The organism is Bacillus pretiosus (assembly GCF_051294775.1).
GTDB classification, from domain to species: domain Bacteria; phylum Bacillota; class Bacilli; order Bacillales; family Bacillaceae_G; genus Bacillus_A; species Bacillus_A wiedmannii.
In genome coordinates this window covers 42,383-66,892 of the sequence record NZ_JBPPHF010000010.1, presented here as the reverse complement: position 1 = coordinate 66,892, position 24,510 = coordinate 42,383, and the positions used below count along the sequence as shown (strand labels likewise).

Here is a 24,510-nt window from a genome sequence, read left to right as displayed (position 1 = left end):
TTCGAGCAAACCACCACAGAAGAAAATTTTCACCAATATAGACTTTGAAATCTTGAAATAAATAAACATTTCTTCTTTTCAACGCCATATTGTTAATGTCATGTCAACCTTAATTAGAATGATGTTGATAACAAAAGAAAATAATCACTTAACATGTTAATCTTAGTTAACATGTTAATAACAAACATGGGATAAAAAATCAGTTATCTTTTCAGTGGTATCAACATGAGATTGATAGTTTTATGTTGTTTCTTTTTATATCTTACTAACATTGAAATATTTTCAATGTTAGTTTATTAATTAACATACTTCCGTAAAATCTGTTTCAATGGACTAATGTTCAACTAATATAGATCTTGAAGTTTAGATAGGTATAAACATTTTTGATAAGTATCCGCTTGTTAATGTTAATCGGTGAATACTAGTGATAAAGTTGGCACGCTTCATTTAACATGTTAATCTCACTTGATATGTCAATGTCAAATGTGGAGAAGATGTATTGATTTTCTGTGGATATTGACATGAGATTGATAATTATATGATTGTTTACAAAAAATAAATTATGGTAAACAGTAATGCGTTTAATAGCGCAATTAATTGGTTAGTAGGGAATATACTGTATCAAAAAAATTCAGCAGAGAAACATTAATGAACCGTTAATAACGGGGATCCTTATAGCTTGGTAAATATAGATTGCTAAAATAGCATCTGATTCTAAAGAAGTTCTCGCTTCAAAGAGCCCAAAAGGGGTTAAGGAGTGAGATGCTCATGTATAATTATGGTGTGGAGTTTAATAAAATCTGGAGATTATTTGATTAAATTGAGAATTTTTAGTATATTCTTATTGTAGCTTGTAAATTTTTTTATTTTCTAGTGATTACATAAAGCCCTTCGGGTTACGGATTAAATTACACGTTTGTGTGGTATTTAACCTCCGTATCCCAAAGGGCCTTTTTATTTGATTAAGGAAAAAGGAGATATGTGATGTCAATTGAAAGGTTAGCAGCAAGTAGAGTATTAAGACCAGTGAGAAGCATGAATAAGGGGCGTAATGAGAGATGGTTTGAATATTATAGAACAACATGCCCTATATGTGGTAAGCAAGGATGGTGCATGGTTAATGATTCTGAAACCAAAATAATATGCGGACGAATTTCATCAGAAACAAAATTCGGGGAAGCAGGCTATTTACATATAGTAGCTGAAGATCAAAAAAGGGGATATGACTTTTCTCAAGATCAGATGATTAAGGAACATAGGAAGAAAAATGATTACACCCTTGATATTATTTACACTTTATTCCTAGAATTTCTAGACGTGCGAGATGAACATATTAAAATGTTAAGGGGATCAAAACGCAGGATTACAAGAGAAGTTATAAATGTTAGAAATTACAAAAGTTTTCCTCTTAAACCTTGGGATACTACGAAAGAGCTAATAAAAAAAGTAGGGGGGAAAACAAGCTATATTGTTGGAATTCCAGGATTTTATGCAAATGAAACAAAGGATGGAAGATATTTCACGTTTGCAGGAAGGAGAGATTCTTTATTAATACCGCAGAGAAATATATATAATCAGATATGCGGTTTTCAATGTAGAATTGATAATCCTGAATATATGACAGTTGTAAAAAATCATAATCCAAGCTTTAAGGCAGAAGTTATTGAGCGACCCAATACCATAGAGGTGACCTATAAAATCAATGGGAAGATAGAGTCTATATTTAAAGGTAAAATCGATGTTAAAGAATGGTATGAAATTAATTATGAGGGTGAAAAATTAGGTGAAGTACAATTAAAGTTAGAAAGTAAATATATTTGGATCAGCTCAGGTGGAAAATTCCATGGAACAGGAGCTGGGAAACCATTGCCAATACATGTAGCAGTACCTAGTCGAGAGTTGAAAAGTTTGGAACGTGGAGAATTAATAAAAAAGGATAATGTATGGATTTCAGAAGGTAGTCTAAAGTCTGATATTGCTGCAGAAAACTTAGACGAGCTTCTAACAAATGAGGAAAAAGTAATGTATGGTACCACAGTTGTATCAATACCTGGGGTTAAAGTATGGAGAAAATTAATTGAACCATTAAAAAAAATGGGAGTTAAACAGGCGACGTTCGCTTTAGATATGGATATGATTACAAATTCAGATGTTCAGCGGTCGTTATTAGAATGTGCGCAAGCGCTTTATCAAGAAGGGATAAGTATTAATTATGCAAGTTGGGATATTAATCTTGGAAAGGGGCTAGATGATTTATTGTTAAACGATTATATTCCAGCAATAGAGAAAGTGAGATAAACGCTATTTAAATTATAATATGTTAAAAAACATATTAATAAGCAATAGAAATGATTAATTACTTTTTTACACCATAACTAGAATGATTGTTTTTTATAGGTAAATTTATTTTTTACTCTTTCTAAACGGATGTTTTGTATAGAAGAATACAAAATATAAATAATGTTTAATTTTTAATAAAGACAATCATATAAAACCCAACATAATCGATCTTATGTCGGGTTTTATAGTGAACATTAGCGTTGTAACCCTTATACATGAGGATGGCCCCCATACCCCGAATCGGTCACATATCCTTGAAACCCACCATTTAAATACAAATTGAAAAACTGAATAACTCATTATTATTTTTAAACATTTTATTATGAAAAAGTTAGAGAATTAGCTTAGTTATTAAATAGATTCTGCCTATACTTTAAGTAGAGTCCAATTTATTAAATTTAAATAGTTTATATGTTCATATATAGAATTTTGAAGGGGGTATATTGTAAATGATTCCAACGTCAACATACGTGGCTAAATGGGTATTAGATGACTTAACACTTGCATCAAGACCAAATCAGGGGATCAAACTAAGTACATTTAAAAAATTAGAGAAACTTTATGTAGAATACAGAGAAATGATTGAGGGGGATACTAGCTTTGAAATTACGCATTATTTGCTAGAGTTTATCAATCCGCATAATCTCTTTGTAGTAAGAGAGGGTTACTATATATTTGATAATAAAACGATGAAATTTATTAAAGTATCGGATGACATCCATTTTTCAAATCAAAGCTTAGCGTACTGTAATAATGGAGTTGCAGTGGATTTAATAAACGGAAAAATGCACTTTTTAGAAGGACATTATTATAAAGTTAAGACCTCATATGTTGATTTATTAAAAGGAGAAACTATACCTGTAATGGTATTAAGTCATTTAGATAATAATGTTGGAGTATCAGTTCCTTTGACAATGTTTAATGAGGAAAGAACTTTTAAAATTTCAGAGAGTTATATAGTGGATCTCTCCTCGAAAAATTGTAACAATGAGAGTGAATTTAGTGAAAAAGGAAACGTAGTTCGATTTCTAAAACCATCTATTGTGTAGTTAAGTATATATGTTAATTAAATTCATAATGAATTTAAGAAGGTGATAAATTTGTCTTTTGAAATGTATACAGCCTTTCGAGGTAAAGTAATTATAAAGGATGAATATAAAGAATTGGTGGAATTAATAAATACAGGAAGCTGGGAAGAAGCAGCGTTAAAGTTTCCATTTGTTAAAGAATATATAAAAGTTAATCGTAGTACAGACATTCCATTTACAAAGGAACAGATAAATGAAGCATTAGCAGAAGATGATTTTCTATATATGAGGTGGCACGTAGGAAACTGGGAAGAAGAGAATGACTATTATACAAATTTAAAAGGTAATGAATGGTCATTTATAGCCAATTTAAAGAATTACAGAGATAAAGAATATAATGTGACACCTATTTCATTATTTATGAATTTGATATTAAAAGAAGTAGCAGAACATATTATAAAGCTGGAAGCTTGGTATGGTGAAGCTGATGAACCAGAAGAATATGTTTTTATTAATAACGAATTTATAAAGAAGTTGTAGCAGTAATGAATTATTGCTGCTTTTTTATTTCTAAATACACTAAAATTATTGTTGTTGGCTTTATGTATATTCATTTATAATAGAATATGGAAAAATTTACACTGCAATAATAAAGATTTTATTATACAAGAGCTGGGAGCAGCTCTTTTTATTTTGTTCAGGGGGAGTGTGAAAGAAAAAAGTTTATGTTAGTGGCGAAGTTAAATGATCTAATAGAAAATAAAAAATTAGAATTAGTAGAACTGGTAAATAAACATGGCTTTAGTCATATGAAAGTCCTCCATTTAAGTCAGGAAATTGATAAATTAATTAATAAATATATGATTATAAAAAAAGGAACCCTATAATAGTAGGGTTCAAAGGGAACAGATACATAAAATAAATAAAGAATAATTTAATTATATAAGAAAATTGATACCGTAATATTGAGAAAGTGTAAAACCTTAATTAATTATTTTCGTTTGAAAAGTGATGTGATTACTATTTTAAAATTAAGAATAAATTTAATAGAGAGAGCTGTTTAACGAATTAAGTTAACAGAAGACAATATAGTTAGTAAACAAAGAGCGGAACATTTTGTTAATGAATTAATCAAAAAAGATTAAATGCATCTTACTGCTAGATCTTGATTTCGCAAAAAATTCCGCTTCATTTCCTCCATCCACAAAACCACCAATATTTCTGAAAACCCCACATTCACCAGGTCCTAAATATCGTACGCCTACATAATCATTATAGCTATCAGGATCGTACTCCCATAATTCAACTTTTAACTTACTAGTTGAACCTACTTCAGCAGCTCGGCAAATCTTGTAATCTCCACCAGTCGAGGCATATACATAACTTTCAGCACCATTTGAATATAGCGTTTCTTCTCCTAAGTAATCCCATCCAGAACTAAAAGGCTCTATTGTGTTTGCAAATGTAGAAGAAGGGACCAACATTACTAACAACGTCGTTACGAATGCCATCATACTCATTTTTAATTTTTTCATTCTTATTCCTCCCTATTTTTAATTGAAATTTATTGTTCTTCACATAATACATAAAATATTTTGTTTTGTTGCAAATAAATGAATGCTTTAAAATAATGTTGTTTGAAAACACTTCTATCCATATGTTAGGGGTAACTCCACATTGCTATTCAGCTAATAGGGGTCTCGCGCGATCAAGCTAAGGTTTTTAATTACCCTCTAAACGAAAAATTAATTTCTCTATAGGTGTTAATTTTAGGGAATTAGTTCTTTTTTTATTTTTGAGGTGTTGACTTTTCTTAAGTTGATAGGCATGTGGCAGTACCCCTTATAGGCAAAGGTTTTGACCCTTATTTTAATGGTGGGTGTTGTATATTGATAATAAAGTCATTTAAAAACAAAAGTAAATCTCTTATTTTTATTTTGTTAATTTTTACCATGCGAAAAAATAAAGTTAAAAGTGATGTAAAATGAATTCTTAGATTTGAATAAATAGGAGGGAAGTTCTAATAAACGAAAAAGAAATTGAAGAATTATTTGAAGGCGTAACCCCAACATTTCGGCACTTTGTTTTTGGTAATGAGTTTTGGTGACAGCGAAAGAAGCCAGTGAGAAATGGGGCATTTCAGATCGTCGGATACAGCTTTTATGTAAGTAGGCAGGATTATAGGTGAATATCGCTCGGCTGGACATGGGCTATTCCAGAGAATACCGTAAAACTTGTTGATGGACGAATGAAATAAATCTTAAAACTACAGGGAAAATACAGATTGCTGTGTTATCCTTTTTTCGGAGGTATACATTTATGGATATACGAATACTGCTTGTCGAGGACGATGAGCATATTTGCAATGCAGTAAAAGTCTTTTTATCTGGAGCGGGATATAAGGTGGATGCCTGTTTTAACGGGGATGAAGCGCATACCAAGTTTTATGATAACACCTATCAGCTTGTCATTCTTGACATCTTGCTGCCGGGAATGAACGGTCATGAGCTTTTAAGGGAGTTCCGTAAGCTGAATAATACGCCGGTTCTGATGATGACTGCTCTTTCCGATGATGAGAATCAAATCAGAGCGTTTGATGCGGAAGCGGACGATTATGTGACTAAGCCGTTCAAGATTCAGCTATTGCTGAAACGTGTGGAGGCGCTGCTCCGTCGCAGCGGTGCGGTGGCAAAGGAACTTCACTATGGCAAGCTGACTCTTTTGCCGGAAGATTTCAAGGTTTTTTATGACGACGAGGAATTACTTTTGACCCTTAAAGAGTTTGAAATCTTAATGCTACTGGTGCAAAAAAACGGAAAAACACTATCTCATGAAGTTATTTTGTCCCGCGTGTGGGGCTACGATTTTGACGGTGATGGCAGCACCGTGCATACTCACATTAAAAACCTACGGGCGAAGCTACCGGATAATATCATCAAAACAGTACGCGGAGTGGGCTACCGATTGGAGGAAACTTCATGAAAAAGAATGGGATATTTGTTAAGACTTTTGCCTATACGATAGTTGCTATGCTGTTGATTGTTTTCGTAACTGCCGCATTGTTTTCAAGTCAATTCTTAACACTGTACAGAGCAGTTGAAAGGGAACAAATAGTAGTGTCCTATCAGCCTTTGGTCAATAGAGTAAAAAATAGTGATTATAACGATATTCCCGCAGCAGCGCAAAGGTTTCGTGACAACAACCAATCATTTGAGTTTTGCATTATAGATGATAATCGCGGCGTGATTTACGCTACGCCGGGTGCTGATACCACGGATAATTTCAATGGTGACTTTTACTATGTGGTGCATAATGATAAAGCCCTCGGTTATTCTGTCGTCGCCCAGACCAGACCGGGATTAACTGCCTTTTACAATGAAATAATTGTGCAGGCAATGGTCGCGTTTGCCATTATACTCGCCCTCTGCCTTGTGTGCGCGTATGTTTTTGCACGGCAGATAACCAACCCAATCAAGCGACTGGCGGATGACGCCGGGAAAATGACAAGGCTTGAAGATGTACCGCAAAGCCTGCCTATACGCCGGGATGAATTAGGCGACTTGTCGCGTGACATTCACTCTATGTACGATAAGTTGAAAGATACCATTTCCCGGTTAGAAAATGAAATCCTGCGGGTAAGGGAAATGGAGGAAGCACAGCGATATTTCTTTTCGGCGGCTTCACATGAGCTAAAAACGCCTATCGCGGCAACAAGTATCTTGCTGGAGGGTATGCTCGAAAATGTAGGTGATTACAAAGATCATCCCAAATACCTGCGCGAATGCGTGAAGATGATGGAGGCGCAGGACGATGTGATTTCCGAGATACTGGAGATTGTCAACCTGAGCGATGGGGAAATCTCTCAAGATCCTGAAAAACTGAAAGTTAGGCAATTAGTGGCTGACATACTGCCTGACTTTCAGATATTAGCTGAAGCAAACGGTCAGTGCATTGTTATGGACATTCCTGACGGACAAAACTGCCTTGTCGATTCTAAAATGCTTCAAAAAGCACTTTCCAATATCATTTTGAACGCAGTACAGAATACGCCTATAGGCGGTGAAATTAGGATATGGAGCGAGCCTGCGGCTAAACAATATCGCCTTTGTATACTAAACACAGATGCAAGGATAGACGCTACAGTTCTGCCTAAGTTATTTGACCCATTCTACCGTATGGATAAAGTGCGGGGGCGGAAAAGTGGGCGCAACGGTTTAGGCTTGACCATCGTGCGGAAAACGTTGGAAGTAATGAACATTGAATATGCTTTGGAAAACGTTCCGGATGGCGTTCTGTTTTGGATGGATTTGCCAAAGGCATAAATAACACAAGGAGAAAATAATGAAATCAGAAAACCGAAATAAACTTACAATTGCATTGTTTGTAATATATATGCTGCTGTTGACAGGCGTCATTCTCTTCAAATTACCGTTTTTTTCTTCTGAAATATCAGACGGGATACGAGTAATCAATCTGATTCCATTTCAGGGATCTTTCGATGACAGCGGAACTATTGATTTTAGAGAAATAAGAGATAATATACTTATTTTTATCCCTTTAGGTATATATATTTGTATGCTAAAAAGCAAATGGCCTTTTATGAAGAAAGTTCTTCCAATTGTTGCTTTGACATTGGCGTTTGAAGCTATACAATTCATTTTCGCAATAGGAAGAAGCGATATTACTGATGTACTTGACAATACGCTTGGAGGGGTAATTGGCATTGGTATTTATGCTTTATTGTTCAAGATTTTCAAAAATAGGACTGTTAAGGTTGTAAATATACTTGCCTTGGTAGTAACTGTATTCGTAGTATTATATTTCGCCTATCTGTTTTATCTCAGCCATTTTGTTATGAGGCGTCTGCACCCCTGATGTTAGCAACCAAGCTTTATCACTTTGATCGACAGGGTTATTCCTGCCGGTCTTTTTTGATTTTCTCCGCTACAGACAAACTACAGGTTGACTACAGGGGAAATACAAATTGCTTTGCCATAATAGGAGCATGACAAACGTAAATGTCTATTTTACGCCATACATAGAATGACTACCGCAATGAAAATGAAAAAACTAATCGCACTCGCTTTAGCACTTTTTCTCGTACTATTATTTCAACCAACCTGCTGGTTGATTGAAATAGGGATATTTGATTAACTTTATTGTCATTGGATCCTGCCATATTCCAAACACCTATACTCCCAAAAATGAAAATCCGAGCTGTATTCCGCAAATAAGTCTTTAAAATTATCATTTTGGGGTATTTATTTTTCTTAGCTTGATGGGTATGTGGCGAGACCCCTGTTAGAGCAAATAAAAAAACGTAATTTAAATAGTTTTATTAAAAATCAATTGAATTTCATTAATCGAAAGAGAAGAAAACACTACGATTTTTTTCAAATCAATGCATAAGACATAGAATTACCTAATAGAAAAAGCGTAGCAACATATTTATATTAATTTTCAATTTCTCCCGCTTTATATCAAAGTACGAATCTTTAATTGCCAATGATATCCATTGCATTGTAATAAGATAGGTTGTAACATTTACCGGTATTTAAATGACAAACGTTGTTTAAATCATTTCAACAAATAGTTAAGAGGAGAATACAATGATTAAAATAAAAAGGTTACTGAAACGTAAAACGACTTGGATAATTCTTATCCTATTTGTATTTGTTTATGTAAATAACAGTTCTTTTTTTGCTAAAAGGGACGAGGGGGCTCCTATTCTTCTTGCTCACCGAGGACTTTCACAAACATTCAGCATGGATGGGATTGAGGGTGATACATGTACAGCAGAACGTATAAATAAACCTGAACACTCTTATTTAGAAAATACAATTCCATCTATGGAAGCTGCATTTAAAGCTGGAGCTGATCTAGTAGAGTTTGATGTTCAACCAACTAAAGATAATAATTTTGTTATTTTTCATGACTGGACGCTTGATTGCCGTACTAATGGTAAAGGCGTTACAAGAGATTTTACAACAAAAGAATTACAAGCACTTGATATTGGATACGGTTATACAGCTGATGGGGGGAAAACATTCCCGTTCCGTGGTAAAGGGATTAATCTTATGCCAACACTCGATGAAGTACTTAACCATTTTCCAGATCGTTCTTTTCTTATTCATATCAAAAGTGATGATGAAAATGAAGGAATCCAATTGGCTGATTATCTCAAGAAACTACCAGCAAAACGCCTTGAGCAACTAACTGTATATGGTGGTGATAAACCAATAGCTGCGATTGAAAAGCGTATCCCTAGTTTAAGAACAATGTCAAAAGCAACTATGAAAAAGGATCTTCTTACTTATATTGCGTTAGGATGGACTGGTTACATGCCTTCAAGCCTGAAGCATGGAGAGTTGCATATACCAGACAAAGTAGCTCCTTGGCTTTGGGGATGGCCGAATCGTTTTCTTAATAGAATGGATAAAGCAGATACTCGAGTTATCATTGTAGGTGGAAATGGATTTGGATTTTCAAGTGGATTTGACTCATCCGAAGATATAAAACGTCTTCCTGAAGATTATACAGGTGGAATTTGGACAAATCGGATTGATAAAATAGCACCTTTATTTAAGAATAAGGGATGATATAATAATCGAAGTGTTTATATGCTTAAAGTATTACTTTAAGCTCCCAGAATTGTGTTGTAGAATTAAATCTTTAACAAAAAAGATGAATTTATGATATATTTCTAAAGTAGTGCACAAGTGCAAAATCACAAAAAAGATCACCTTTTAAATTTTATAGGTGGTCTTTAAATGTTTATTAAATAATCTTTTGATTGAAATAGTGCAGAGGTTTTTTACTTATTTTCAATAGATAAAACTACATGAAAATAAGTAAAAAAGTGGAGAGTTATTTATCTGAATATATAGAATTTTTAACAAAATTCATAATTATGTTATATAATGATGTTAACAAACCATATTTTAGGCATTACCCCCGATTGTGCAGAATAAATATTTTTTTGATGAGCTAAAGTATTTGGCTAAAAGAACTTGTAGCGGGGCCTGCTACAAGTTCTTTTGTTTTTTCAGTATAGGAAAATAAGAAAAAAGGAGGGAATACAAGTATGACAAGAAATTTAAAGAAAGCAGCACTGAATTCGTTAGATGGTAAATGGGGGGTAGGTATAGGAGTATCAGCGTTAAACTATTTTGTACCTACTTTTAGTGCATCAGCAATCGCGACATTCATGTATTTAATAGTTGGCCTGTTTATTGGGGTAATTGGTTTGGATGTAATCTTTGTTTATTCAATTAGTGGGCAACCCCAAGTAGACCCTACTGCACTAGTTTTACTTATTCTAAGTTATATTTTTTTAGGACTTATTTGTTTCTTAATTTACAGTTCTATACAAGGCATCTTTAATTATGGATATTCTGCTTTTACCTTACATTTAGGTGAAAATGAAGATGCTAAAGTGGACGATGTATTTCTAGGATTTAAAAAAAGCAATTTGTTTAGATCAGTAAAATTGGGCCTGTTGCAAGCTATTTTTCTTTTTTTATGGAGTCTCTTATTAATTGTTCCAGGTATTATTAAATATTTTTCTTATTCCATGTCGTATTACATATTAGTAGAGAATCCTGATTATACAGCAAGTGAAGCGTTGAGAGAAAGTAAAAGAATAATGAAAGGACAAAAGTTAAAGTTATTTGTTCTTTCGCTATCATTTATTGGTTGGTTTTTATTAGCTGCATTTATAGGAATGTTTACGTTTAATCTATCATTTATTTTCATTTCTCCTTATTACAATACAACTGTCTCACATTTTTACTTAGATTTAATTAAAAAACAGGATATTGGAGAAGCGAAGGTAAGTATATAAGTAGGAAGAAAGTATGTGCAAGGAAAGTGTATACTATCTTGATAGTGGATATATTACGTTTATTATGATTTAAGCAAGGGTACTGCAAACATGTTGCAAGTTGAAGTGTATAAGATAAGGATAATACAAAGACTGGAGTACAGCTTACTACGAACCGTTTTGATACAGAATTATATTGTAGATTTAAAATAAAGTTTAATCAATTTGATACTAATAATCTTGATAAACGATCATAGAAAAGGGCGTGTTTTGAAAAAGATTGATCAAAACACGTACTTAATATTTTCATTTAGTCCATTATTTCATAAAAAAATTTGAACATTTTCTGCCTGTGTTACTCCACAATCACGCCCTTTAATGGAAGATCGTTCAATAAGTTTCTGAGATATATGTCTACTTATGTTATGGGAAAAAAGCTCCAGTATGTTAAAAGTATTATTTTACTTCATATTAATAATCTTTAAATTTATCAACTACTAAATAGAGACTACTAGTTAATTTATGTAAGAAGAGGTGTGATCATGTATGAATCCATCATTGGCCTGAAAGTTAAGAAAGGAGACAGTCATGTTCAACCTTTTACCTTCGGGTCCTAATATTTAGAGCTATAGGCTGATAAAGTTCGAATCTAAACTAAGGGTTTATTACTTCCTTAAATCAGTAAAGTTCTGGACAAAAAACTCCTGAAATTTACGTTCCGCCACGGACATATAACGGCCTTCAAGCCATGCGATTTGATAGGTACGCTGACAAATAGGATTATCAATATGCACTAAATGAAATGACGTCTCTATTTTTTTTATTAAGGTTTCTGGCATAAAAGCAATACCAATTCCCATACGGATGAAATAACTTACTGCAGAATGTTCGTCAACTTCACATATAATATTCGGAGTAAATCCTGCTTTTTGACAAAATTCATCCGTCATTTCTCGGAATGGATTCCCTTGCTTTATACAAATAAAAGGATCATTAGCCACTTCTCTCAAGTCTATGTTGCTCCGATTAACAAATCGATGTGTATGAGGAACAGCTAGTAAGATTTTTTCAGTGAGAAAAGACAATCCCTCTATCCCCGTCTGCTCAATAGGAGGGAAAGTGATACAAAAATCGATATCTCCACTTCGGAGCTGTTGCACCTTTTCCCTCTCTGAAGCTTGAGTGATTTGAAGTTTGATATCAGGGTGCAAGGATATAAAAGAACCTATTACATCAGAAAAGCATTTATGAGTTGTTGTTGCTAAAGAAACACGCCCTCTTTCCATTGCCGCAAGATCTTCAACTTCTCTTCTGCCCTCTTCAAGTAACATGAGTGCCTTTTCTACTTTCTTTAGATACGCTTTTCCAAATGAGTTGAGTCGAATCTTCCTTCCTTGGCGATCAAATAATGGTACACCTAAATCCTCTTCCAACCTAGCGATGGTTTTGCTGAGAGCAGGCTGCGCGATGTGAAGCTCTTGCGCAGCCTGCGTCATATGCTCCAACTTAGCGACTTTTAGAAAATAATGCAGTTGCAGTAGTTCCACATTCATCACTCCTTTATTCATATACTCGAGTATATAAAGAGATATATTAAAATGTCTTTTTATTTATTAATAATCAATTATAGAATAAAACATGTAAGCAATAAAAACTTTCAAAGATTTTAAAGGATTCTTACTGTTTTAATTATGAGTATTTTTTCTTAACTACTTCCCATTTTGGGAAGGCATTCTTAAACAGTGAATATGGAGATGAAGGTATTATACCTAAAGTGAGGAAGTGGAACCTTTGAAACTAAACCATATCAACCTAACGGTCACTGACGTTAACGCTGCTCGAAAGTTCTTGGAGAAATACTTCAGCCTACAAACTAAGAGCACGCATGGCGATTCGTTCGCTGTACTATTAGACGAAGATGGATTATTGCTCGCTTTGATGAAAGGTACTCAGGTCAGTTATCCGAAGTCCTTTCATATTGGTTTTTCACAGGAGAGCGAAGAACGGGTGAACGAGATCTATCAACACTTGAAGAATGATGGATTTGATGTAAAACCACCCAAAAGGGCCCATCGCTGGACATTCTATGTTAAGGCCCCGGGTGGATTTACCATCGAGGTGCTTAGTTGAATAAAGACATTCAATGATCGTTCAATAGCAGAACATGTCAATTCGTAATCCTGAGATTACATTTTAAAATAATGTAAAGGGCTGATTACCTATGAATAACGATCAAACGATTCGATCAATTAATCTTTTCAAACAAGAAAAAGAGATTTTAAATTTCGCCTGTCTGGGTGTTAATAAATATAATTACCTAATTCATGCTCAATTCCACTCCACTATAAGCTGGAACGCCTACCCTTTAAGGAGGGATATAGCATGAAAGCTGCTGCAATTTCTACTTCTGGTGCTCCAAATGTTTTGAAAGTGATGGAATTTGATACCCCTCATGCTGGTGTAGGGCAAGTTCGGATCCGGGTTAAGGCTGCTGGAATCCAGCCATTCGATTTGTCGGTGCGTAGTGGCTGGGCACCACCCGGTTTTTCGGTGCAGTATCCACAGATTCTCGGTAACGAATTCGCAGGAATTATTGATCAAGTCGGGGATAAAGTTACAGACTTCTCTATCGGCAATGAAGTACTTGGATGGGCATTACTGGCCTGCTATGCAGAATATGTGGTGGTTAGCGTTGACCAGATTGTGCATAAGCCACAGAGTATGCCTTGGGAGGAGGCTGGTGCAATAACAGCTTCTGGTCAAACGGCTCACACCGCATTACAGGAACTTCGTGTTGACAAGGGAGACACCATATTGATTCACGCTGCAGCTGGTGGAGTTGGTACATTCGCTGTACAACTGGCCCAGGCATGGGGAGCAACTGTCATCGGTACGGCCAGTGAACGAAACCATGATTACCTTCGATCGCTGGGTGCAATCCCTGTCACTTATGGAGACGGTCTTGTTGATAGAGTTCGTGCTCTAGCACCGGATGGCGTGGACGTAGCCCTTGATGCCGCTGGGGACGATGCTCTGCGCGCATCGTTGGGGCTTGTCGAAAACAAAGAACGAATCGGCACAATTGTTGCTTTCGACCTTGTAGAGGAGCTTGGTGTTCGCCCTATACGCAGTCAAAGGTCCGTGGATCGGCTTGCCCAGCTGGTAGAGCTTTACTCCAAAGGGAAATTGCACATCCACATTAGGAAGTCATTTCCGCTACACCAAGCCGCAGACGCACATCGAGAGATCGAAAGTGGTCACGGCAGAGGAAAAGTGGTCCTTACAATTGGCTAAAGCGTTGCATCTTTTTTATAAACAGTTAATCTTTATTTTAAATCCACACAATAAGAAAAAGGTATCTATGATTATTAAAGTGGCCCACCTTCAAAACCAATAGGCCATCCATTGTCTTTAAATTTTACTTTATACTGAAACTCAAAGATACCTTCATAAATAAATGCTAAACTAAAACCAGGAAATATATAATCGTCAAAATTAACCATCTTTCCAAAATATATAGTGGATAGATAGTAGTTCTTCATTTCTTGATTAGGGAAGAATTTTTGTAAATATTTTAGTGCACAACTTATATGTAGATGGAGTTCATCGAATATTTTTTCTGCCATTTCGATAATCTGAACATTTGGCTTTTCATTATTTCCTTCAATAATAATATCTACATCTTCCCATTCTCCGATATTAATACTATAAAACCACCGTTCTTGAATGAGATACTTCTCATTTTCGTATACAGTAGGATTAACTAAGTTTAATTTTTTTATCTCATCTTTAGTTAGCGGTTTATCAAGAATAAGCTTTTTATGCAAAATATCTTTGATATTAGAGACAATATATTTAGATTTGTTTAATTCTAAAGAGTCCATTTTCCACCTCATAAATTATAATATAAAGTAAACTGCCCTTAATTATATCATCATCCCTATTAAACTATCTTGCACAGTTAGTTCAAAAAGAATTAAACAATAACTTTATTATCTCTTTATATAAGAAAACAATTATTTACGACGCCTTCTCTTTGCTTTTTTTCGCTGATTTGTTTGACTATATTTTTTTATAGGAGTGCTTTTGCTCCTATTATAATTAGGTAACTTTAATATAAAAACAGAAATTGCAGAAAAAATGGAAAATATAAATATTGCAATCATCCAAAGGTTAATGTCATAGTCGTATAGCTTACTAATATACTTTTTGTCATGAGTAATATAGCTTACATTACTGTCAATGGTTTCTAGGGTGTAGGGAATAACCCATAAGAAACCAATTAACATAACAAATGTTCCGAGTATGAAACTGAGTATATGTTTTATCATGTTCTGTTCTCCTTAAAGTATGTTTAATGTATACGTGTATATAGTATATATGGTTTTGCTGCAAGGATTATATTTATTTGAAGGAGTAATATAAACTTCTGTTGGAATCTATTTTTATTAATAGGTTATCACGGCATCACAGTCAAACCATTAAAGGAAAATGTTTCTAAATGAAGCGTTTGCTTTTTTAGTTCGGAATATACAATTATATTTTTTAGGGGCCACTTAATGAGCATGGGATATCAGAAAAAATACGTTAAGATTAGTAACTATAAACTATTTCATTTTATAGAAAAGGAATGTATTCATTATTAACGAAATTATATGTTAAATAGATAAATTATCGCATAAACAATACTACAAAATGACTTGGGAATAACCTTATACTACGACTACGATCCCATAATTATAATCTGTTGAAAAAACCATTAAAAATAAGGAGTCACATTGTATGGGAAAAAAAGTATTGTTTTTTGGAGATTTTGGAATTGACGATACAATAGCTATCATATATGCGCACTTAACAGATAAAATTGACGTTATAGGAATTGTTGCAGACTATGGAAACGTACCTCAAGCTGAAGTTGTTAGAAATGTTCGTTTTTTACTTAAAAGTGTAGGAAAAGAATATATAAAAGTTTTTGGTGGGGCGGAGCATTCTATGTCTTCAGAAACTGAAACTTTTTATCCGGAAGTTCACGGTAAATTTGGGATGGGGCCCATCCAAACAGGACTAGAGCTTCAAACATTTGAGAACTTTTTTGAAGTTCTTACACTTATAAAACAGTATAAAAATGAACTTATTATCGTGAATACCGGCAGGCTAACTTCACTTGCAATTTTATTTCTCCTTTATGGAGATATGATGGAATATGTACATTCTTATTATATTATGGGCGGATCTTTTCTATATCCAGGAAATGTTACTCCTATTGCTGAAGCTAACTTTTATGGCGATCCTGGAGCTGTCAACATTGTAATGAGATACGCAAAAAATCTATCAATTTATCCTTTGAATGTTACACAATCCGCTATTGTAACACCAGAAATGGTCAATTATATTCACTCTAAAGGAAAAACTAAGTTTTTAAAGCCTCTTTTAGACTATTACTATTATCAATTTTATAAAAAAAAAGTTCCTGGAATACAGGGTAGCCCGGTTCACGATGCACTCACTTTGATTGCGATTAATCGTGATGATATTTTTACGTACCATCAATCAGCAGTTACGGTTAATGTACTTGATACTGTACGAGGACAAAGTATAGGAGATTTCAGGTCTACCTTTGAACCAGAAACATTTGGTAATCGTCCAAAACATAGGATTGCAATGCAAATGAATTATGAACAGTTTTTTAAAGAGTTTATGAGTGTAATGACTGGCGACCTATTTTAGGAAAAACCTTATATATGTAATCACTACATGGTCATCAAGTTTAACTTTTTAAGCATTCTCTAAATGTTCGTTTTTTATTTTTATAGAACTGGAATTTTTTTTTATAATTTTGGAAGAAGTTTATATTATAGTTTCTTAATTAAAAACCAGGGCATAATTGTTGTAAAATAATTTAAAGAGCCTTAGGTAAACATAAAAACCGTGAAAATATTTAATTTCTACGGTTTTTATTGTATCAATTAGATTTTATTTCATAGTGGTCCCTCATACCCAGAATCGTTTCCGTACCCCTTATTAGTAAGAGGTTATGATTGTAATGCTAAATTAAAGGTTATTTTTGGGTGTTTGAATCGTGAATTTGATAAAGGGATTATAAGAACGAGTTCTATGTCTGATATATCATTTCAGATTAATAGTTCTTTTAAGAAGGATCTTTTGCCTTATACAGTTAAATCAACAACAAATTATGAAATAGGTAGAATGCTTGTTAATATAAACAGTTATGTAACTCATACAAAGTCTAATCCTAGAGGCAATGGAAATACATTCACTTTGTTTTATCCTGTTCAAACAGTTTTAGATAATGAAAAAAGATATAAAAAATTTCTTGATGAACTGAAGAGTACAAATTCGAAAAAAGTTATACTTATTACAACGAATGAATGGAGTATAAAAGAATGGGATATTGAAAATTACATGGATGAAGTATATTTTTATAGTGTAGAAAATGACAATCCGGAAATTATGAGGAATTTAAGGAATAATGGGGCTTTATTGTAGTCTTATTTGAATGAAGCGAAAATTAAAGATTTTAGTGAGAATACCTGCATATTGTGTGGGTATTTTTTTAATAAAGAAAAGACACCCTAAGGTGCTTTCCTCCGACTTGAACCACTTTAATTTTAATAATATAGTTCTAATTTAAAAAACTATAGGGATTTTTCCTGTGGGCTTTGTAAGTAGTTTTTACGAAATTATGAGTGGTTATTTTTGTTTTCGAAATATTCTTTTTGAATTATTTTTAATTTATTTTCGTTTTTTGTTAATTCAAATATAAATAACGCTGTTTTCATGTTATTAGCAACATTTTCGTCATTAGATTGTTTAAGCTTTAATAAGTTTGAACCTTTTCCATAGTATAGTTCACCCAATAAGTATAAAGTATTTAGATTAATAGCTAATTGGATGCCCTTATCAATGTATTTTAGTGCCTCTTCGTATTGACATGTATAACTTAAACATTTTGATAAATTATAAATGATTTTTAATTTAATTTCTTTATCTCTAGGAAAATCTAACTTGTTAAAATTAGTTAAACATCTTCTTAATATATTAATACTTTTTTTGTATTCTTTATTTTCTGCATGAAATATAGCCATTGTTTGCATAATATCTATTTCTCTCTCAGATAAAAAATCAATATTTGTTAAAGTTAGTTTTAATGCATTATTTAAAAGAGTTAAAGCCGATTTTATTGAGTTATTCACAAGATATATAGCAATTGCTTCATGCCATAGTAGAAATTGTTTATCTTCTTTTGTTTGAAAATTATTTAAGTTTTTTTCTTTTGTTACTATTTCATAAAGCTCTGTATACTGATGTTGTCTTATGCAATCCTTTATTACATATTTTACATTTTCTATATATTTTAATTTTTTATTTTGAGTTAGTGCAAATATATTATTTGGATCAACACCAAGTCTTTCAGATAATTGATATAACAATATGCTAGATGGATAAATCACACCTTTTTCGATTTTGCTAATTTGGCTTTGTGAACATATTCCATGACATAATTCGGATTGAGATATATTTTTTTTAATTCGAAGTTCTTTAATGGTAATACCCAAATCGTTAAATTCCATTTTCTCCACCTACTATTTAGCGCTTTATTAGTATAGTATTCTCTAATCTTAATGTAATGTAAAATTAATTTAGTTGCAATTATTATTTGTTGTAAAGGCCTTATCCTTTCTATAGGAAGATGAGGCTTTTTATGCATAAAAAAGACACCCAAAGGTGCCTTTCTCTGACTTGAACCACTTTAATTTTAATAATATGTATTGGACATTAAGTAAACACGTCCTATAAAACAGATCATTTATTTTCACCAGATTGTTAGTGTGCAAATACAAGAGAATCGAGATCGTTTGTTTGGCTAGATTAAAGCAACGCCACATCTATATGGTTGAGATGTGTTACGCCTTCTAATCGGAAAATCTGCTTTATAGAATGTGTTCACAAGTTATATTTTACTACGTGTAATATTTATTTGGTGTAATTTTATTGAATATGTATAATTGCATTAAGTTTACGAGAAAAAGAGAGTATACTTTGGTATTGTGTAATAAAGATAAAGCCCACCTGCGGAAATAGGTGGGCTTTTTAACGCATAAGGAAAAGACACCCATATAAGAGTGTCTTTTCCGATAGTTTGTTTAGCAGAAGCAGCTAGCTCCAACTATAATTAATAAAATAAATAATACAACTAATAAAGCAAATCCTCCAGCGAAACCGCAGCCTTCGCCGCAACTACCACCATATCCCATAATAATAGTGCCTCCTTTAGATCAGAGGGTAAAACTAGGGTTCATTCCATACGTTTAATGGGTTCACTTTACCTTATGTTTTGAAGAATGAATTGAGCAGGTCCTTTTGAAAATAAAGAAAAGACACAAAAAGGTACCTTTCTCCAACTTAAGCTACAAGCCTTTTTATGTAGAATTAATAGTGAAAATAATAAACCCAAAACAAACCGGACCGTCCGGTTTGTTTTGGGTTTAAGATATTAACAAATTAATTTTCTTAATATTCACTTGAGAATTTAACATATTCCTTCTTATTCTCTGGATTAAAAGAATCATACTATAAGATTCTTTTAATTAAAAATAGTAAATAGCAATCACTGCTAGCGAATTACTAATCATGTGCATTATAATTCCCACATATAAACGACCGGTTAACTTATAAGTACAACCTAAACCAATTCCCAGAAGGAAATATGGAATTGTTTCCAAAGAAAGAAGGCTAACATGCAAACCCGCAAAAATAGCTGAAGAAACAAGTACACCTAACCAGGAATTTTTAAAAATTCCATGCTGTATAACACCACGATAGACAATTTCTTCTCCAATGGGCGCTACCAGAGCAATAGAAAATGCGAAAACTAAAATGGGTAATGTTACTTGGCTTTCTACTTCAACTTGATTAGATGATTGAAAACTTATAACGTCTGCTAGTAACAGCGGTAGAAATTTACATACTACAGTTAGTACTAGACCTAAAAGTAAGCTCTTTTGCAAACTCATCGTAAAATTATTTTGATTTGTAAAGGGCTCTTTAGATCTACGATAATAAAAATAAATTATTAGAACAATTAACAAATCAATTGCATCAAACGAAAAGCTAATCCCACCGAACTCTTCATCACTAATGAAATAAACTAGTGCGATAAGTTGCTTTAAAATCATATAAAACACAAAAATCCCTAACGATATTGCCGACATTTTATTGAATCGACATTGTTTTTTTAATATACCAAACACAAAAAAACCTCCTTTAAATAATTTTAATTCGTAGAACATGATAACAAAGCCTAACTTCTTTTGCACTACTTATATAATTAAAATACAATTTGAATATATTGAAATTGTATAATATTAACTTAGAGATATTTAAATAAATGGTAATAAGGGTTACCATTTATCACACCTAGGGAAATAGGTGGGCCTTTTCCATAAAGAAAAGACACCCCAAAGTGCCTTCCTGCGACTTGAACCATCTTAATTTTATTGTGTTGTTATCATATAAGAAAAGAAGACATCGATTAAGATGTCTTCTTTTCCTTGTACAATGGGTGTTAAGAAGGTATTTTATTACTTAAAAACCATAACAAAATATAACAATCATCGAGTAAGATTATTATAGCTTCAATAAATAGGGTTTTATATGTAATATTGTATATATATAGATTTATTTATGTTTTATCTATATAGTTTAATTGTCTGTTATTTGTTTTAATTCATTTACTTATATTATTTTTTGAGCGCTCCAGAAATGGAGCTTTTTTTATACAATAAAACATTTTCTTTACATTATTTAGTCGATCTATATTAGCTTCTCCTTCTTAAAAGATACCTATATTTTACTAAACTATTGTATAGACGACCAGTCTTTTAATGAGAATTTAGTGAGTTAATAGTATTAAATTTGAAAATAGTTTTTATATTGAAAGTAGTGGATGGATTATTTTGTATGTCAATCAATATGCTAAATTGCATATTGAAAAAAGTAGAATTTGTTAACGTTTCCAAAATGAAGAATATTCTTATAAAATCCTGCTAATATCAAACTTGTACTTATTAAAAAACAAGGGGATGTTTATATGTTTAAAAAAGTTACATTAGGGATATCATCATTAGCGGTGGCAGCGGTAGTTGGGTTAGGAATGGCATCGGAGGCATCAGCAGGACCAGCAGCACCTCTAACTTCTTTAAGTGTAGTAAAAGTGGAATCACAATTGGGTGGAGTTGAATACATTACTCCTAATAGTTTTAGTACAACTAAAGATCATGGGGGAAGTTACTTATATGTTTACACAAAAGAAATAGGATATGGCCAGTTTCCTTTTGCCAAAATGAATGGATTTGATGTGAAAAGTATTGGTTCACAAATAATTGGTGGTAATCCTATTGTAGGTTGGGAATATAAATGGGACGCATCAAATCATCAAGAAGGGACTTTTGAATATCAAAAGACTTCAATAAATTATCCAAGAGATACGTGGCGCACTTCGTTATATATTAAATAATCAGTTTTATATATTCGTAGCATGAAAATCCCTGCACTTTGTGTAGGGACTTTTCCATAAAGAAAAGACACCCTAAGGTGCCTTTCTCCGACTTGAACCACTTTAATTTTAATAATATGTATTGGACTCCCATCCAAATATTATTTTACCATGTTAAGTAATGTTGTGCATTGAGAAATACGGTACATTTCTTTATTTAAACGTAAAAAGCCCTAGAGGGGACTAGGGCTTTTTGACAGAATGAAAATGATTCAAAAAAAGGACTTGTATAACGTAACATACGAATGTTTCATAAATGTATCGTAAAAGTGAACAAAATCTATATTTTAATTAAAAGTATCCATCTGTACTTTCTCGTAAATGTATCCAGCTTCTTTAGCTGTAATTCCGAAACGTTTAGCAGCTATTTCAGCAACCTGAGGATCATGGACTTCAGGTATGTAGTTTTCATCGTTATTTGTTAGGATGTTATATTGTTGGTTCATAAAGTCGAATATGACCGTATAGCTTATTCCGTTACTTGCATATTGTCCGTTATTTTGCGATGTATTATTTGAATTAAGCGTATTATCCTTATTAGCGTACTCTCTTTCTTTCTTTTCTCTTTCTGTATTCATATCTGACTTATAATCGCTTTTTGTATACTTTTCAAAATCATTAATAATAAGTATGTCGTCAAAAATGTCCATAACATATATATCGTCGTCATAGAATACTTTGAGTTTCTGGTAACGGCATGAATTATTTTCACCGCAAGAAACAGAATTAAAAGACCCCATTATCTTTTCAAATGTATTGTTCAAAACTTCATATTTTTCCATAGTTGATAAGTCGGAGAATCTTTCATCTACATGTATTTGGATGTTTACTGGCGTGGTATCGTCTTCCTTTTTATCAGCTTTATAATCGACTTTTTCAATATATGGGCCTAACGGACTATCTTCTAATTTTTCCTTAGTTTCATGTTCTACATATTTCATATTCGCTGAACAACCTGTGAATATAAGACATATAGCAGCCAATAATATCCCCATAAATCTCTTCTTCACACACATCACCCCTAATTTTATTTATGTCTGAGAACAAACTAAAAGCACTCTTTTGAGTGCTTCCCTCCAACTAAAATCATCTTAATTTTAATGCTATCCGTATTGAAAACTTGTTCAAATGTTATTTTTTAAACTTTCTTCGTACGCTTTTACTTCATCTAGTATGTTTGAAGATGAAAAGATTCGGTTGATTGAAAGCTTACCAGAGGCAGACACACTACTAATTATTTGGATTAAATTGTTGTCTCAAGCAGGTAGAAAGAATGCCAATGGTTACATTTTCTTGAGTGAAAACATTCCTTTTACAGAAGAAATGCTTTCTACACTTTTTAATAGACCGATAGCAACTGTAAGACTGGCACTACAAACATTTAAACAGTTTGGAATGATTGATGTAACAGATGATCAGTACATATGCATCTCGAACTGGGAGAAGCATCAGAACATTGATGGATTAGAACGCGTAAAACAATTGAATGCAGAACGAAACAAAAAGTACCGCGAACGCAAGAAACAACAGCAATTAGCACTGGAAGATAAGGGTGAAGAAAGTGACGCAACAGATATAGAAGAAGATAAGGAATTAGATATAGATAAAGAAAAAGATAAAAAGAAGAAAGAAAAGCATTCCCGTCACAAGTTTGAAACCTGCGACACCCACGGGGTTAATTATCTATTTGAAAAAATTAAGGGTAATAACCCTAAACAAAAAGAACCTAACTTCGATTCTTGGGCTAACGACTTTAGATTAATGCGCGAAAAGGATAACCGTGAATTACAAGAGATTAAGGATGTTATTGATTGGTGCCAAGCTGATCCATTCTGGCAAGGAAACATTTTATCTCCTAAAAAGCTACGTGAAAAGTTCGACCAGTTAACAATCCAAATGAATTCTAAAAAAGGAGCGAAAAACAATGCAGAGAGCAGCGGCAGCAATACCAACCGATATAGCCAAAAAGGTGAATATGACTATGGATTCTGATGTGTGTGATACGCATGGCATGAATAAGATGAAGTTCGGTGGACAAGTTGTTTGCCCTCGCTGTTTCCTTGAAAACGATAGTAGGGAGCTTCAGCAACAGGAACAAGCGAAATACGATGCAGATAAGGCGAATGAGAAGAAATTCATGTTCCACCAACAAAGTATGATCGCTGATAGCAACATCAAGAAAGCTAATTTTGATAATTACCAACCTACTAGCGATGAAGGAGCAAAGAACTTTGAACTCTCAAAGGTAATCGCAACTGATTATCTCAACGGGAAAGTGTTTAACACGATTATGGCCGGGAATTGCGGAGCGGGGAAAACACATCTTGCTTACGCTATAGCGGATCAGCTTGCTGGAGCAGGTAAGTCATTTGTCTTCGTCACAGTTGGTGAATTGCTACGGAAGATTAAAAGTACATTCAATAAAGATTCTACATTAACTGAGGATGCAATTATACGAAGTTTAGTAAGAGCAGAAGTATTGATAGTCGATGATTTGGGAGCAGAATTAGGCGCATTAGATGCCAATACAAAAGCAACAAACTTCATTAACAGGGTATTATTCGATGTTTTCGATGGAAGGCAAGGTAAATCCACTATCTTTACGACAAACCTTACAGGAGAGGGTTTAGAGGGCGCATACGATGAACGGATTGTATCACGTATCTTCAATAAATTCAGGGCGCTAGTTTTCAAAGATACAAAGAATTACAGAAGAAAAGCATTGCCATTTTAAAAGGGGGATT

24 protein-coding genes are annotated in these 24,510 nt (G+C 33.3%); 16 read left to right on the top strand and 8 right to left on the bottom strand.

Features of this window, described 5'->3' with window-relative positions; genetic code table 11:
- Positions 1-984 precede the first annotated feature (984 nt).
- The 4 genes from ACSG5Z_RS28300 (at position 985) to ACSG5Z_RS28285 (ending at position 4,255) form a co-directional block, all read left to right on the top strand.
- Entirely contained in the window at positions 985-2,298 is a 1,314-nt protein-coding gene (locus ACSG5Z_RS28300) for a DNA primase (protein ID WP_435712668.1), read from the top strand.
- A gap of 491 nt (positions 2,299-2,789) precedes the next feature.
- On the top strand, positions 2,790-3,389 hold the full coding sequence (locus ACSG5Z_RS28295) for a hypothetical protein (protein WP_062821186.1): 600 nt from the start codon (positions 2,790-2,792) through the stop codon (positions 3,387-3,389).
- A gap of 63 nt (positions 3,390-3,452) precedes the next feature.
- On the top strand, positions 3,453-3,908 hold the full coding sequence (locus tag ACSG5Z_RS28290; protein WP_435712679.1) for a hypothetical protein: 456 nt from the start codon (positions 3,453-3,455) through the stop codon (positions 3,906-3,908).
- Positions 3,909-4,093: 185 nt separating this feature from the next.
- Positions 4,094-4,255: an aspartyl-phosphate phosphatase Spo0E family protein gene (locus ACSG5Z_RS28285; protein WP_075313841.1), complete on the top strand. Its 162-nt coding sequence runs from the start codon at positions 4,094-4,096 to the stop codon at positions 4,253-4,255.
- 240 nt (positions 4,256-4,495) lie between these two features.
- Here the strand turns inward: ACSG5Z_RS28285 and ACSG5Z_RS28280 are convergent, their stop codons facing one another.
- Positions 4,496-4,903: a YndA family protein gene (locus ACSG5Z_RS28280; protein WP_000734339.1), complete on the bottom strand. Its 408-nt coding sequence runs from the start codon at positions 4,901-4,903 to the stop codon at positions 4,496-4,498.
- Between the two features lie 784 nt (positions 4,904-5,687).
- On the opposite strand from ACSG5Z_RS28280, the gene ACSG5Z_RS28275 reads away from it, so the two are divergent.
- The 5 genes from ACSG5Z_RS28275 (at position 5,688) to ACSG5Z_RS28255 (ending at position 11,211) form a co-directional block, all read left to right on the top strand.
- Positions 5,688-6,350, top strand: coding sequence for a response regulator transcription factor (locus tag ACSG5Z_RS28275; RefSeq protein ID WP_097890038.1), 663 nt, complete (start codon positions 5,688-5,690; stop codon positions 6,348-6,350).
- Complete coding sequence (locus ACSG5Z_RS28270) at positions 6,347-7,690, top strand: sensor histidine kinase (protein WP_435712667.1); 1,344 nt, start codon at positions 6,347-6,349, stop codon at positions 7,688-7,690. Before ACSG5Z_RS28275 ends, ACSG5Z_RS28270 begins: the two co-directional genes overlap by 4 nt.
- 19 nt (positions 7,691-7,709) lie before the next feature.
- A complete protein-coding gene (locus ACSG5Z_RS28265; protein ID WP_097890040.1) occupies positions 7,710-8,243 on the top strand; it encodes a VanZ family protein in 534 nt (177 codons plus the stop codon).
- A gap of 734 nt (positions 8,244-8,977) precedes the next feature.
- A complete protein-coding gene (locus ACSG5Z_RS28260) occupies positions 8,978-9,967 on the top strand; it encodes a glycerophosphodiester phosphodiesterase family protein (RefSeq protein WP_435712666.1) in 990 nt (329 codons plus the stop codon).
- 485 nt (positions 9,968-10,452) lie between these two features.
- A complete protein-coding gene (locus tag ACSG5Z_RS28255) occupies positions 10,453-11,211 on the top strand; it encodes a DUF975 family protein (protein WP_435712665.1) in 759 nt (252 codons plus the stop codon).
- A gap of 644 nt (positions 11,212-11,855) precedes the next feature.
- Here the strand turns inward: ACSG5Z_RS28255 and ACSG5Z_RS28250 are convergent.
- On the bottom strand, positions 11,856-12,737 hold the full coding sequence (locus ACSG5Z_RS28250; protein WP_097859116.1) for a LysR family transcriptional regulator: 882 nt from the start codon (positions 12,735-12,737) through the stop codon (positions 11,856-11,858).
- Between the two features lie 244 nt (positions 12,738-12,981).
- Between ACSG5Z_RS28250 and ACSG5Z_RS28245 the strand changes: the two genes are divergently transcribed.
- Both ACSG5Z_RS28245 and ACSG5Z_RS28240 read left to right on the top strand, forming a co-directional pair.
- Positions 12,982-13,320 (top strand): VOC family protein, encoded by a 339-nt coding sequence (locus ACSG5Z_RS28245; RefSeq protein WP_097859115.1) that lies wholly within the window; start codon positions 12,982-12,984, stop codon positions 13,318-13,320.
- 252 nt (positions 13,321-13,572) lie between these two features.
- Complete coding sequence (locus ACSG5Z_RS28240; RefSeq protein WP_435712664.1) at positions 13,573-14,484, top strand: NADP-dependent oxidoreductase; 912 nt, start codon at positions 13,573-13,575, stop codon at positions 14,482-14,484.
- 74 nt (positions 14,485-14,558) lie between these two features.
- Here ACSG5Z_RS28240 and ACSG5Z_RS28235 read toward each other — a convergent pair whose 3' ends face one another.
- Together ACSG5Z_RS28235 and ACSG5Z_RS28230 are read right to left on the bottom strand one after the other, a co-directional pair.
- On the bottom strand, positions 14,559-15,074 hold the full coding sequence (locus tag ACSG5Z_RS28235; protein WP_353841959.1) for a hypothetical protein: 516 nt from the start codon (positions 15,072-15,074) through the stop codon (positions 14,559-14,561).
- 132 nt (positions 15,075-15,206) lie between these two features.
- Positions 15,207-15,521, bottom strand: a complete 315-nt coding sequence (locus tag ACSG5Z_RS28230; protein ID WP_097890044.1) for a hypothetical protein — start codon at positions 15,519-15,521, stop codon at positions 15,207-15,209.
- A 451-nt stretch (positions 15,522-15,972) separates the two neighbouring features.
- Here ACSG5Z_RS28230 and ACSG5Z_RS28225 point away from each other — a divergent pair, with 451 nt between their 5' ends.
- Positions 15,973-16,917, top strand: coding sequence for a nucleoside hydrolase (locus ACSG5Z_RS28225; protein ID WP_435712663.1), 945 nt, complete (start codon positions 15,973-15,975; stop codon positions 16,915-16,917).
- Between the two features lie 435 nt (positions 16,918-17,352).
- Positions 17,353-17,697, top strand: coding sequence for a hypothetical protein (locus ACSG5Z_RS28220; protein ID WP_176546522.1), 345 nt, complete (start codon positions 17,353-17,355; stop codon positions 17,695-17,697).
- Between the two features lie 194 nt (positions 17,698-17,891).
- Here the strand turns inward: ACSG5Z_RS28220 and ACSG5Z_RS28215 are convergent, their stop codons facing one another.
- The 3 genes from ACSG5Z_RS28215 to ACSG5Z_RS28205 all read right to left on the bottom strand — a co-directional run bounded on the left by ACSG5Z_RS28215 (position 17,892) and on the right by ACSG5Z_RS28205 (position 20,462).
- Entirely contained in the window at positions 17,892-18,782 is an 891-nt protein-coding gene (locus ACSG5Z_RS28215; protein ID WP_435712662.1) for a helix-turn-helix domain-containing protein, read from the bottom strand.
- 573 nt (positions 18,783-19,355) lie between these two features.
- Positions 19,356-19,466, bottom strand: coding sequence for a YjcZ family sporulation protein (locus ACSG5Z_RS28210; RefSeq protein ID WP_000540373.1), 111 nt, complete (start codon positions 19,464-19,466; stop codon positions 19,356-19,358).
- 333 nt (positions 19,467-19,799) lie between these two features.
- The gene (locus tag ACSG5Z_RS28205) at positions 19,800-20,462 is read right to left on the bottom strand and encodes a CPBP family intramembrane glutamic endopeptidase (protein ID WP_176546164.1); all 663 of its coding nucleotides are present in this window, start codon (positions 20,460-20,462) and stop codon (positions 19,800-19,802) included.
- Between the two features lie 839 nt (positions 20,463-21,301).
- Between ACSG5Z_RS28205 and ACSG5Z_RS28200 the strand changes: the two genes are divergently transcribed.
- Positions 21,302-21,727 carry a DUF4879 domain-containing protein gene (locus ACSG5Z_RS28200; RefSeq protein ID WP_002167259.1) on the top strand — a complete coding sequence of 142 codons (426 nt, stop codon included), beginning with the start codon at positions 21,302-21,304 and terminating at the stop codon, positions 21,725-21,727.
- A gap of 326 nt (positions 21,728-22,053) precedes the next feature.
- Here ACSG5Z_RS28200 and ACSG5Z_RS28195 read toward each other — a convergent pair whose 3' ends face one another.
- Positions 22,054-22,782 (bottom strand): hypothetical protein, encoded by a 729-nt coding sequence (locus ACSG5Z_RS28195; RefSeq protein WP_435712661.1) that lies wholly within the window; start codon positions 22,780-22,782, stop codon positions 22,054-22,056.
- Between the two features lie 112 nt (positions 22,783-22,894).
- Between ACSG5Z_RS28195 and ACSG5Z_RS28190 the strand changes: the two genes are divergently transcribed.
- Entirely contained in the window at positions 22,895-23,758 is an 864-nt protein-coding gene (locus ACSG5Z_RS28190) for a phage replisome organizer N-terminal domain-containing protein (protein ID WP_435712660.1), read from the top strand.
- Entirely contained in the window at positions 23,742-24,500 is a 759-nt protein-coding gene (locus ACSG5Z_RS28185; protein ID WP_435712659.1) for an ATP-binding protein, read from the top strand. Before ACSG5Z_RS28190 ends, ACSG5Z_RS28185 begins: the two co-directional genes overlap by 17 nt.
- Positions 24,501-24,510: the final 10 nt, after the last annotated feature.